At 73.9% G+C, this 11,675-nt stretch carries 9 protein-coding genes and 1 riboswitch; of the genes, 4 read left to right on the top strand and 5 right to left on the bottom strand.

The annotated features are described in order from the left end of the window. Window positions 1-347 precede the first annotated feature (347 nt). The 3 genes from ABEA87_RS37535 (at window position 348) to ABEA87_RS37525 (ending at window position 2,791) form a co-directional block, all read left to right on the top strand. Window positions 348-1,532 (top strand): S8 family peptidase, encoded by a 1,185-nt coding sequence (locus ABEA87_RS37535; RefSeq protein ID WP_345638007.1) that lies wholly within the window; start codon window positions 348-350, stop codon window positions 1,530-1,532. A gap of 59 nt (window positions 1,533-1,591) precedes the next feature. After that, on the top strand, window positions 1,592-2,137 hold the full coding sequence (locus tag ABEA87_RS37530) for an RNA polymerase sigma factor (protein ID WP_345638006.1): 546 nt from the start codon (window positions 1,592-1,594) through the stop codon (window positions 2,135-2,137). 195 nt (window positions 2,138-2,332) lie between these two features. Then, on the top strand, window positions 2,333-2,791 hold the full coding sequence (locus ABEA87_RS37525; protein WP_345638004.1) for a hypothetical protein: 459 nt from the start codon (window positions 2,333-2,335) through the stop codon (window positions 2,789-2,791). A gap of 152 nt (window positions 2,792-2,943) precedes the next feature. On the opposite strand, the gene ABEA87_RS37520 is transcribed toward ABEA87_RS37525, so the two are convergent. The 5 genes from ABEA87_RS37520 to ABEA87_RS37500 all read right to left on the bottom strand — a co-directional run bounded on the left by ABEA87_RS37520 (window position 2,944) and on the right by ABEA87_RS37500 (window position 8,689). Continuing rightward, window positions 2,944-3,282 (bottom strand): hypothetical protein, encoded by a 339-nt coding sequence (locus ABEA87_RS37520; protein WP_345638002.1) that lies wholly within the window; start codon window positions 3,280-3,282, stop codon window positions 2,944-2,946. 55 nt (window positions 3,283-3,337) lie between these two features. Further along, window positions 3,338-3,763 carry an ASCH domain-containing protein gene (locus tag ABEA87_RS37515; RefSeq protein ID WP_345638001.1) on the bottom strand — a complete coding sequence of 142 codons (426 nt, stop codon included), beginning with the start codon at window positions 3,761-3,763 and terminating at the stop codon, window positions 3,338-3,340. Window positions 3,764-3,773: 10 nt separating this feature from the next. Further along, window positions 3,774-4,910, bottom strand: coding sequence for a glycine cleavage system aminomethyltransferase GcvT (gcvT, locus tag ABEA87_RS37510; RefSeq protein WP_345637999.1), 1,137 nt, complete (start codon window positions 4,908-4,910; stop codon window positions 3,774-3,776). A 109-nt stretch (window positions 4,911-5,019) separates the two neighbouring features. Then, complete coding sequence (pabB, locus tag ABEA87_RS37505; protein ID WP_345637998.1) at window positions 5,020-7,215, bottom strand: aminodeoxychorismate synthase component I; 2,196 nt, start codon at window positions 7,213-7,215, stop codon at window positions 5,020-5,022. 7 nt (window positions 7,216-7,222) lie between these two features. Further along, window positions 7,223-8,689: a glycine hydroxymethyltransferase gene (locus ABEA87_RS37500; RefSeq protein WP_345637997.1), complete on the bottom strand. Its 1,467-nt coding sequence runs from the start codon at window positions 8,687-8,689 to the stop codon at window positions 7,223-7,225. Window positions 8,690-8,733: 44 nt separating this feature from the next. Then, a riboswitch (ZMP/ZTP riboswitch) is annotated at window positions 8,734-8,818 on the bottom strand. Between the two features lie 317 nt (window positions 8,819-9,135). Here ABEA87_RS37500 and ABEA87_RS37495 point away from each other — a divergent pair. Then, window positions 9,136-11,508, top strand: a complete 2,373-nt coding sequence (locus ABEA87_RS37495) for an FUSC family protein (protein WP_345637995.1) — start codon at window positions 9,136-9,138, stop codon at window positions 11,506-11,508. Window positions 11,509-11,675: the final 167 nt, after the last annotated feature.

The following is an 11,675-nucleotide window of genomic DNA, read 5'->3' as shown; positions in this document are numbered from 1 at the left end:
AGCCCCAGCGCGCGCAGCGCGACGGCCTGCGCCGGCGCGTCGCCGCCGCGCCGGGCCTCGCGCAGCGCCGCCTCGGCCAGCCGGCCGGCCCGCACCGGGTCGGCCATCACCAGCGGCAGCAGCCGCGCGGCCAGCTCCTCGGAGCCGGACGTCGCCGTGGGGGCAGCCATTGCGAGCATCCCGTCAGCCGCACAAATATCTTCGCTGATGACGTATCAGGGCGGCCGGTCCGCCGTCTACCTTTCGTACCCAACCGTGGCCCCGTGGACCGACATCCGACCCGGGCGGCCCGGGCCCGGTACCCGAACCGGGCCGGGTGGGCCCGACATCGTGAAGGAGCTTGCGAGATGACGACATCGCACGACCGGCTCGACCAGTGGCGCCGATCCCGCACCCGGCGACTGGCCGAACTGGAGTGGGTGCGCACCGACACGAGTGGCGGGCGGCCCGTCCGGTTCGTGGCCGACGAAATCCTGGTCGCCGGCCCGGACGACGGGGACGGCGGCGTGGCCGCCGCCCGGCAGGCGCTGACCGGCCTGGGGCATCGCGGCTCCGACATCGCCGAGAACCGGACCGCCACGGGCGTGCGCCGGCTGCGGGTACCGGGGCTGGACGTGGCCGCCGCGGTGCGGCTCGCCCGCGCCGCCGCGCCGGCCGGCACCGTGGTGGGCGCCAACCACGTGTTCCTGTCCACCCCGCACGAGCACGGTGGGCCGTTCGGTCCCCCGTCGGCCGCGGTCACCGCGCCCACCCTCGCCGTGCCGGACGACGCCGCCGACCCGGTACGGGTGGTGGTGATGGACACCGGCGTCTGGGCGGACAGCCCGCTGCCGCTCAACGGGTACCTGGCCGCACCCGAGGCGTACGAGACGAACCTCGACGCGGACAGCGACGGGAACATCGACTCCGACGTCGGCCACGCGAACTTCATCGCCGGCGTGGTGCTGCAGGGCACGGCCCGGGCGCAGGTGCGCATCATCAAGGTGCTGGACACGTTCGGGCTGTGTACCGAGGCCGACCTCGCCGCGTCTCTCACCGCGCTGGACGACTTCGACGTGCTGAACCTGTCGCTGGGCGGGTTCAGCAGCGACGACCAGCCGCCCGCCGTGCTCGCCCAGGCGCTGGGGTCAGTGCTGAGCGCCGGCGACCGGATGCTGGTGGCCGCGGCCGGCAACGACGGCGTGGCCGACCGGCCGTTCTGGCCGGCCGCGTTCGCCGGCGCGGACGTGCCCTGGGCCGACCGGGTTCTCGGCGTCGCCGCGCACGACGGCAGCGCCATCTGCGACTGGAGCAACAGCGGACCGTGGGTCGGCCTGGCCGCGCCGGGCGCGGACGTGGTGAGCACCTACGTCAACCACGCCGCGTTCGAGGGCGGCTGGGCCACCTGGAGCGGAACCTCGTTCGCCACCCCGCATGTGGTGGCCGCACTGGTCGAACAGGCCGCCGCCAGCGGGTCGCCGACGGCCGCCGCCAAGGCGCTGCGGGAGAGCGCGGCGCGGGCGCCACTGAACGGGTACCCGGCACTATGGTGATGGTGTGGCAGGTCGCGAGCCAGCCGGGGGCGGCCGAGCATCCTGATACAGTCGTCACTATGAGTAGCTTCGATCCCACGATCGCGCTCATCGCCGCCTCGGATGGTGACCAGCGGGCGTGGGACGGGATCGTCGCCACGTACGCCAACCTGGTCTGGGCGGTGGCCCGCAGCTTCCGGCTCGCCGAGGCCGACGCCGCGGACGTGTTCCAGTCCACCTGGTTCCGGTTGGTCGAACGACTGAACACGATCCGTGACGGCGACCGGCTCGGCGCGTGGCTGGCCACCACCGCGCGGCGGGAGGCCATCAACGTGCTGCGCCGCGCCGGGCGCGAGACCCCGACCGACGACTTCGGCCCGGAACTGGCCGACCCACGGTCGGAGTCGCCCGAGGACGTGCTGGTGCGCGACGAACGGGACCAGCTGATCTGGCAGTCGTTCGGGCGGCTGCCGGAGCGGTGCCAGCGGCTGCTGCGCGTACTGCTGGCCGACCCGCCGCTGTCCTATGAGGACGCCGCCGTCGTGCTCGACATGCCGATCGGCAGCATCGGGCCCACCCGCGCCCGCTGCCTCAAGAACCTCGGCAACCAGCTCTCCCTGTCCTGAACGGCGGTTGGCACGCCCACTACGACTCCCGAAACAACGCCGCGATCCGTTGCAACGACCCGCTTCTAGCCGACAACCCATTTCTAGACGACGACGCTTTTAGACGACGCTTTTAGACGACGACGCCTTTCCAGACGACGACGCCTTTCCAGACGACGACGCCTTCTAGACGACACACGAGATTCTGGAGCGACGATGAGCGATCCACCCCGCCCACCACCGCTGGCCGAGGAGTTGGCGGAGGTACTCTCCCGCCACGACCCGGTGCCGCCGACGCTGCTGGACGCCGCCTCTGCGACGCTGCGCTGGCGCGAGGCCGACGCCCGGCTCGCCGCGCTCATCGACGAGGAGAACCGGGCCCTCGCGGCGCCCGCGGTGCGTGGCGCGCCGCCGCGGTTGCTGTCCTTCGAGGTGGACGCGGTCACCATCGACCTGGAACTGTCCACCGACGACGGGCGGGCCCGGCTGATCGGTCAGATCGCGCCGACCGCGGCGATGCCGGTCGAGGTCCGGCACGCGAACGGGGTCTGGGCCGGGCGGACCGATGAGCTCGGCCGGTTCGCGGTCGCGGACCTCCCGTGCGGTCCGATGCGCGTGTCCTGCACGCCGGATACCGCGTCGGGACCGGTGACCACCGCCGTCTTCACCGCGTGAACCGCCGCGCCCCGGCCACCTCGGTGGCCGGGCCGGACGCCCGCTGCCGGCGCGGTCAACCGCCCGGGCACCGCGGCACGGCGCCGCTGAAATTCCTACAGGTGGGGCCGATGTGGTGGGTCGTCGGGGCCGGCGGACGGGCGCGGTGGACGTCACGCTCGCCCGACGCACCGACCGCCATGGCCGGGAAGCACGCCGCCAGCACGCACACGAACAGCACGATGGCGGTCTTGCCGCGCCCCGGTGAGGGCGGCCACCAGACCGGCCACCGCCGGCAGGCCGACCCCGACCAGCGCCAGCGCGATCAGGTACATGCCCTGGTGGTAGATGTCGTCGTCGGACGGTTCGCCCTCGACCCGGAGTCCGGTGAAGAACGAGCCGCCCAAGAGGACGACGCACCCGACCAGCCACATCAGGCCGAGCAACCACAGCACGGTGGTGACGGCCGTGGATCCGGGGCGAGTCTCGGGATCGTCGTCGATGTGCCCCATCGCCCGACCGTAACAACGCGCCGCTATTCGCGTGGGCCCGGCGAGGGGCCCGGCGTCAGCTCGCGGCGCCGGGTACCAGCCGGAAGCGTGAGGCCACGACCTGGGTGTCGTCGTCCACGGTGAAGCCGGGGTCGCCCAGCTCCGCGCGTACCTCGGGGGCGTGCCAGAACTCCTCGTGCCCGGCCCGCCAGGCCGCCACGGACTCGTCACCCTCCCCCTCGTCGACGACGTGTCGCAGGTCGACGTCGGCGAGCCGGACCACCCGCACCTCGGTCAGCTCGATCACCGCTACCCGCCGGTCCGCGGAGTCCACCACAGCGAGCCGCTGGCCCGCCTCGGGCAGCGGCTCGTTGTCGCACTCGTACCCGAGCAGCAGGCTCGAGGTGGACGTCTTGGCGCCGGACAGGATCGCGGCCACCAGCCGGTCGCGCAGCGGCCCGGGAAAGCCAAACTCCACCCGGGGAAGGTCGTCGAGGTCCATCGCGGGCGGCTCAGGCCGGGGCGATCTGACGGCGGGCGTCGGCGCGGCGGTAGAACGGCTTGGCCACCACGGTCATCCGCAGCATGCTGCCCCGCACGTCCACGTCGACCGGGGTGCCGGGCTCCGCGAGCGCGGGCGGGACGTAGGCCATCGCGATCGGGTGCCCCAGCGTGGGCGAGAGTACCCCGCTGGTCACCCGGCCCACCGCCGCACCGGACTCCGGATCCACCACCGGGTTACCCGCACGGGCCGCCCGCCGGCCGGTGCCTTCCAGCCCCACCAGCACCGACGGCGTACCGGACTGCCGGTACTCCTCCAGCGCCTTGCGCCCGACATAGTCCGCCGCCTTGTCCGCGGGCACCGCCCAGCCGAGCCCGGCGTGCAGGGGCGTGACGTCGACGGTCAACTCGTTGCCGTACAGCGGCATGCCCGCCTCCAGCCGCAGCGTGTCCCGGGCCGCGAGCCCGACCGGCTGGACCCCGGCCGACTCGCCGGAGCGCAGCAGGTCGGCCCAGACCGCCGTCGCGTCGTCCGGCGCCACGTAGATCTCGAACCCGAGTTCCCCGGTGTAGCCCGTGCGGGCCAGCAGCGCCTCGCGGCCGGCCACCCGGCTGGCCACCGCCGAGTAGTAGCGCAGGCCGTTGAGGTCCGCGGGGGTGTGCTCGGCGAGGATCTCCGCGGCGCGGGGCCCCTGCAGCGAGATGAGCGCGTACCGGTCGGACACGTCCCGGGTGCGCGCGTCGAAGCCCGCGATGCGGGCGTCGAGTTCGGCGCTCACAGTCGCGACATTCGCGGCATTCGCCACGATGAGGAACTGATCCTCGCCGGTGTGGTAGACGACGAGATCGTCCAGCATGCCGCCCGAGGCGGTGCAGATCAGGGTGTACCGGGCCCGGTCGACCGGCATGGCGGAGGCGTCCAGCACCAGGGCGTGGTCGAGGAAGCGTGCCGCGTCCGGGCCGGTGATCTCGATCTGCCCCATGTGGGACAGGTCGAACAGGCCGGCGGCGGTCCGCACGGCCTCGTGTTCGCGCAGGTCGCTGACGTACCGCAGGGGCATCCGCCAGCCGGCGAAGGTCGTGAAGGTGGCGCCGAGCCGCGCGTGTTCGGACGCGAGCGGCGTTTCCCGGACGTTCGGTACGACCATGGATCTCTCTCTTTCGGCCTCCGGGCGGGCCCACCCGGCCTGGAATCGCTTGAGCCACCCTACGCGGGGCCGGCCCCGCCGGCACCGGGTGGCACCCCCAACGCCCGCCTCAAGGTGCGGTCACCACCGGGTCGCGGCCGGCTCTACCCGGTCGGCTGCCCGGCCGGCCAGCCGACTCACTGCCCGGGTCGCGACCGGGCGCCGGCTCGCTGTTGCCCGGCTCGCTGTTGCCCGGCTTGCCGGGCGCCGGCTCGCTGGGCGGTCGCGCCGCCGCGGCGTCGGGCGCGCCCGCGCCACGAACGGCGGCCAGCAGCGCCTCGCCCTTCAGCAGCGCCTCGGCGTACTCCTCGTCCACGTCCGACAGCGCGACGATGCCCCCACCGACCCCGATGGACATGGCCTCGCCCCGGGCCACGATGGCGCGGATGACGACGCTGAAGTCGGCCTCGCCGGACAGGCTCAGGTACCCCAGGCCGCCCGAGTACACGCCCCGGGGATCCGCCTCGACCTCATCGATGATCTCCATGGTGCGCAGCTTCGGCGCCCCGGTCATCGAGCCGGGCGGGAACGCCGCCCGCAGGCACCCGACCGCGTCCACGGCCGGCTCCAGCACCCCGCGCACCGTGGTGACGAGCTGGTGCACGGTCGCGTAGGACTCCACCGCCATCAGCGACGGCACCGCGACCGTGCCGACCTGGCAGACCTGGCCCAGGTCGTTGCGCAGCAGGTCGGTGACCATCAGGTTCTCGGCGAACGTCTTGCGGTCGCGGGACAGCAGCGTACGGGCCCGCTCGTCGTCGGCCCGGTCCCGGTGCCGCCCGGCGGTGCCCTTGATGGGCCGCGCCTGGACGGTGCCATCCGCACCGACCCGCAGGAAGCACTCCGGCGACGAGCTGAGCACCGTCACCTCGGGCAGTCGCAGGAACGCCGCGTACGGCGCCGGGTTGACCCGCCGCAGGTGCCGGTACAGGTCGGCGTGCCGGGAGGTGCACTCGAACGACATCCGGAAGGTCAGGTTCACCTCGTACGACTCGCCCCGCGCCAGCAGCTCCCGTACCCGGTGGAACGCGCCGCCGTACCAGTCCCGCCCCGGTACCCGCACCCCGGACACGTACCCGCCGCGAGGCGGTGGCCCGGCCGGCGGGGTGTCGGCGAGCATCCGCTCGGTGCGGTCGAGCCAATCCCGGGCGTCCGCCCCGTCCTCCGGGGTCGCGACCGCGTTGAGGTACAGCCGCCGGTGCTCGTGGTCGAAGGCGAGAAACCGCTCCACGTAGGCGAACGCGGCGTCCTGCTCGTACCCCAGGTAGCCGACGTACCCGCCCCGGAACGGGTACGGCGCGTCGCCGGCCGCGACCCCGAACCGGCGCAGCCGGCCGGACAGGTACCCGAAGACGTCCCCGCCCTCGGTCGTGACCGCCCCGGCGCGCTCCACCCGTACCGTCGCCCCGCCGGCCCGGCCGGTCACCACGTGTCCACGCGGCCCCTCCGGCGTGCCCAGGTACGACATCCTCGCCAGGCCCCGGTCGTGCCGGGCGCTGTCCAGCCAGCAGACCCGTTCCCGCTGGGCGAAGTGCGCGGCGAACACGTCCTCCGGCTCGCGCCAGGCGACCTCGCGCACCAGCAGGGTGGCGCCGACCGGCCGGGGCGGCCGGGGTGCGACCACGACGCGCTCCGGTGCCCGGTGCCGGCCGAGGAAGTTGCCGATCAGCCGGTCGCCGTGCTCGGCGCAGATCGACTCGGGGTGGAACTGCACCCCGTGCAGCGGAAGCCGCCGGTGGCGCAGCGCCATCACCACCCCGTCGTCCGCGTACCCGGCCACCTCCAGCTCCTCGGGCACCTCGGCGACCGCCAGCGAGTGGTAACGCACCGCCCGGAAACCCTGCGGCAGTCCACTCAGGACACCCCGGTCGTCGTGCCGGACGGGGCTGGTCAGGCCGTGCCGGGGCGGCACCGGACGCACCCGCCCGCCGTGCGCGAGTGCGAGCAGCTGGTGCCCGAGGCACACCCCGAGCACCGGCAGCCCGGCGGCCAGCACGGCGGCGGCCCCGCCCACCCGGACCGCCTCGGCCGGGTGCCCCGGCCCCGGAGAGACGATCACGTGGGTGTACGCCGCGCCGATCCGCGCCGGGTCGGGCAGCGCGTCGTTGCGCAGCACGACCGGCGGCACGCCGGCCACCCGGCCCACCAGCTGGTACAGGTTGTAGGTGTACGAGTCGTAGTTGTCGACCAGCAGCACGCGCGGTGGGGCCCCGCCGGACTCCGGTCGCGCGGTCCCCTCGCCGGTAGTGCCCTCGCGGGTAGCCATCGCCGCGCTACGGCAGCGTGATGCCCGGGTAGAGCGGGAAGCCGGCCAGCAGGTCGGCCGCCTGGGCGCGCACCTTCTCGGCGACCGCGCCGTCCAGCGCGTACTTCGCCTTGGACGCCCCACCGCTCGCGTCGGCGGCCGGCCGCGTCGAGGTGAGCACCGTGATCATGAGCTCGGCGATCTGGTCCATCTCGGCCGCGCCGAGCCCCCGGGTGGTCAGGGCCGGCGTGCCGACGCGCACCCCCGAGGTGTACCAGGCGCCGTTGGGGTCCTGCGGGATCGAGTTGCGGTTGGTGACGATCCCGGAGTCGAGCAGGGCGGCCTCCGCCTGGCGCCCGGTCAGCCCGTGGGCGGACACGTCGACCAGTACCAGGTGGTTGTCGGTGCCGCCGGTGACCAGCCGGGCGCCCCGGCGCAGCAGCCCCTCGGCCAGGGCGGTCGCGTTGTCCACCACCCGCTGGGCGTAGTCGCGGAAGCTCTCGGTGCGCGCCTCGGCCAACGCGACCGCCTTGGCCGCCATCACGTGCGGCAGCGGGCCGCCGAGCACCATCGGGCAGCCCCGGTCGACGTGCTCGGCGAGTTCGTCCTGGCACAGCACCATGCCGCCCCGGGGACCGCGCAGCGTCTTGTGGGTGGTGGTGGTGACGATGTGCGCGTGCTGCACCGGGTCGAAGTCACCGGTGAGGACCTTGCCGGCCACCAGCCCGGCGAAGTGCGCCATGTCGACCAGCAGGGTCGCACCGACCTCGTCGGCGATCTCGCGCATGATCGCGAAGTTCACCCGCCGCGGGTAGGCCGAGTAGCCGCCGACCAGGATCAGCGGGCGGAACTCGCGGGCGGTGGCCCGCAGGGCGTCGTAGTCGAGCAGCCCGGTGGCCGGATCGGTGCCGTAGCTGCGCTGGTCGAACATCTTGCCGGAGATGTTCGGACGGAAGCCGTGGGTGAGGTGGCCCCCGGCGTCCAGGGCCATGCCGAGCATCCGCTGGTCGCCCAGCTCGCGGCGCAGCGTCGCCCAGTCCTGCTCGCTCAGGTCGTTGACCTGGCGGACCTGGGCGCGGCGCAGCGCCGGAGACTCGACCCGCTGGGACAGAACCGCCCAGAACGCGACCAGGTTGGCGTCGATGCCGGAGTGCGGCTGCACGTAGGCGTGCGAGGCGCCGAACAGCTCCCGGGCGTGCTCGGCCGCGATCGACTCCACGGTGTCGACCTGCTGGCAGCCGGCGTAGAACCGCCGCCCGACGGTGCCCTCCGCGTACTTGTCGGACAGCCAGTTGCCCATGGCCAGCAGGGTGGCCGGTGAGGCGTAGTTCTCGCTGGCGATCAACTTGAGGGAGCCGCGCTGGGCGTCCAGCTCGTCGGCGATGGCCTGCGCGATGCGCGGCTCGACGGCGCGTACGGCGTCCAGGCTGGCGCCGAAGGCCACGGATTCCGTACTGGATGATCGAGTACTGGACTCGGTGCTGGGGGTAGGCACGATGGAGCCTCCTTGAGTGCAGTGGGAGGCCCAGACGCACGGCACGGTGTCGGCCAGACGGGCGTCACGGCGACAGGGCCGCTCCCCGATGGTCGGTTCCATCCCAGCGCGCCAGTCACGGCCCGTCACGCAGTCTAACAGCGCGGGCCGGCACCCCGGACAGGCGAGGGCACCCCGGAGCGCGGCGCCCAGAACCGGGGCAAAACGCCCGCCGACCGGACCTTCGACTCGGGCCGCCCGCGCCGCGCCGCCACCGGGGCGGGCGGGCGAACAGAGGGAACGTCAACGGGGCAGGTCACCGTACACTCAGCAGCGATGTGCCTGCCTATGACACCCCCGCCCCCGGGCCTCGGTCTCTTCTCCGGCCGCCGCTCCCCGGGCCTCCGCCGCTCCCCGGGCCCCCACCGCTCCCTGGGTTTCCGCCCAGGCCGACCGTGCCCGGTCGCGTGAACGTCCTCCGGCTGCTACGCGCCCGGGATGCCAACCTGTCCGCGCTGCGCCGAGCGGGCCGGGCGGCGATCGTCGCGCCGGGCCTGTTCGCCCTGTCGGACAAGGTGATCGGAAGCCCGACGGTCGCCACCTTCGCCGCGTTCGGGACGTTCGCCACCCTGCTGTTCGTCGACTTCGGCGGCTCCATGCGGGAGCGGCTGCGGGCACAGGTCGGCCTGGTGCTGGCCGGCGCGCTCCTGGTCTGCCTCGGCACCCTGGTCTCCCAGGTGGTCTGGCTCGCCGTGCTCGCCACGTTCGTGGCGGGCCTGGCGGTGCTGTTCGCCGGCGTGGTCAGCTCGGCCCTGGCCGGCGCGACGACCGCGCTGCTCGTCGGGTTCGTTCTGCCGGTCACCCAGCCCGGGCCCCTCGGTTCGATCCCGGACGAGCTCGGCGGCTGGTTCCTGGCCGGCGCGACCTCGGTGATCGCCATCGCCGTGCTGTGGCCCGCCCCGACCCGCGAGCCGCTGCGGCTCTCGGCCGCGACGGCGTGCGAACGGCTGGCCCGGCGGCTGCGCGTGGACGTTGACTACGTGCGGGCGGGCTTCGACCCGGACCGGCGCCCGGCCCTCGACGAGGCGGCCGACGAGGCGCAGCGGGCCGTCGCGACGCTGCGCGGCTCGTTCTTTCGGACGCCGTACCGCCCCACCGGCCTCAGCACCGCGACCCGCACCCTGCTGCGCCTGGTCGAAGAGGTCATGTGGCTCGACTCCGTGCTGGTGCGGATGCCCTTGGAAACGCCGCGGGCACCCACCGATCCGGCGGTCTGCGAGCTGAAACTGGCCGCGGCCACGGTACTGGAGCGCGGCGCGGCGCTGCTGGAGTCGGGTACCGGCGACCCTCGCGAACTGGACCCCGACCTGCGACGCCTGGCGCGGGCCCGGGAGGAGATGGAACAGGCGGTCACCTCGAGCCTGCCGATCGGCAGCGCGCTGGTCCCGACCGCGCCGCGCGAGAATGAAGCCGGGGAGATCGGGGCAGCCGGGAAGCTCGGGGCAGCCGGGGAGCTCGTCACCTCCCTGGGGCCGAGCTTCCGCGCCCAGCAGCTGAGCTTCGCCGCGTCCGCCATCGCGGCGAACGTGACGCTGATCGTGGCCGCGAACCGGCGCACCTGGTGGCAGCACCTGCTCGGCCGCCGGCCGGACGGCGTGGAATCCCCGCTGTCGTCCGCCCGGGTGCGGGCGGGCTCCCACGTCGAGCGCCACTCGGTCTGGCTGCACAACAGCGTGCGCGGCGCCATCGCGCTGACCCTCGCCGTACTGGTGGCCGACGTGACCGGCGTCCAGCACTCGTTCTGGGTGGTCTTCGGCACCCTGTCCGTGTTGCGCTCCAACGCTCTGAACACCGGCCAGAACGCGCTGCGCGGCCTGCTGGGTACCGTCATCGGGTTCGTCGTCGGCGGCGTGATCATCGTGGCCGTCGGCACGAACACCGCGGTCTTCTGGGTGCTGCTGCCGCCAGCCATCGCGTTCGCCGGTCTGGCTCCCGCCGCCATCTCGTTCGCGGCCGGGCAGGCGGGCTTCACCGCCGCGCTGCTGATCCTCTACAACATCGTGGCGCCCGCTGGCTGGACGATCGGCTTGGTCAGGATCGAGGACGTGGCGATCGGCTGCGCGGTCAGCCTCGTGGCGGGGGCGCTGTTCTGGCCACGGGGAGCCGGCTCCGCGCTCGGCCAGGCGCTGGCCGAGGCGTTCTCCGACAACGCCCGGTTCCTGCGCGACGCCGTGCACTACGGGCTCACCCGGTGCGACGCACAGGTACCGACCGCTCCCGTTCCCGAGGACGCGAGCCGACGCGCCGCAGCCGCGTCGCGCCGGCTCGACGACGCCTTCCGCGGGTACCTGGCCGAGCGCGGTACGAAGTCGATCCCGCTGGCCGACCTCACGGCGTTGATCACCGGGGTCTCCGTGCTGCATTTCGGCGCCACCGCCATCCTCGACATCTGGCAGCGCAACGACGCCTCGCCGGCCGGGGACCGGGGCGCGGCCCGGGCGCAGATCCTCGACTCCGCCACGGTGCTGGTCAACTGGTACGAGCAGGCGGCCCGCGCGCTGGCCGGCTCCGGCACCGTACCGGACGAACTCGCGCACGACGGAGCGACGGACGGCCGCCTCGTCGAGGCGGTGCGACGCGACCTGACCGGCGAGGACGGCCGCGCCACGGCCACTGCGGTCAGAATGATCTGGACCGCGGACCACATCGACTCGGCGCGCCGCCTGCAGGCCGGGATCCTGGCGCCAGCCCGCGCGGTGGCCACCGCCCAACGGACGCCCCGCTCCTGGCTGGCCATGCGTCGAACGCGGCCCACCATGGTGCTCGAGGAGGCGGCCTAGGCTGCTGTCTCAGGGGCGGCGGCCCTGGCCCACCGGCGATCGCGGGCGCGTGCCCCGGAGGTTGCCCAGGCGCACGGCCGCTTCGGTCGCCGTCAGCCGAGCTGTTCGGCCAGCCCGACCATGACGCCCTCGGACCGCGGACGTAGCAGAGCCGACGTCGACAACGA

The sequence above is a fragment of the Rugosimonospora acidiphila genome (assembly GCF_039543385.1).
Taxonomy (GTDB): Bacteria; Actinomycetota; Actinomycetes; order Mycobacteriales; family Micromonosporaceae; genus Rugosimonospora; species Rugosimonospora acidiphila.
This window is presented reverse-complemented; position numbering and strand designations above follow the sequence as displayed.

Bases quoted from the DNA above. Each gene is read 5' to 3' on its own strand.
- ABEA87_RS37515 (WP_345638001.1), bottom strand. From the start codon at position 3,763: ATGGACCTCGACGACCTTCCCCGGGTGGAGTTTGGCTTTCCCGGGCCG.
- pabB (WP_345637998.1), bottom strand. From the start codon at position 7,215: ATGGCTACCCGCGAGGGCACTACCGGCGAGGGGACCGCGCGACCGGAG.
- ABEA87_RS37535 (WP_345638007.1), top strand. From the start codon at position 348: ATGACGACATCGCACGACCGGCTCGACCAGTGGCGCCGATCCCGCACC.
- ABEA87_RS37520 (WP_345638002.1), bottom strand. From the start codon at position 3,282: ATGGGGCACATCGACGACGATCCCGAGACTCGCCCCGGATCCACGGCC.
- ABEA87_RS37525 (WP_345638004.1), top strand. From the start codon at position 2,333: ATGAGCGATCCACCCCGCCCACCACCGCTGGCCGAGGAGTTGGCGGAG.
- gcvT (WP_345637999.1), bottom strand. From the start codon at position 4,910: ATGGTCGTACCGAACGTCCGGGAAACGCCGCTCGCGTCCGAACACGCG.
- ABEA87_RS37530 (WP_345638006.1), top strand. From the start codon at position 1,592: ATGAGTAGCTTCGATCCCACGATCGCGCTCATCGCCGCCTCGGATGGT.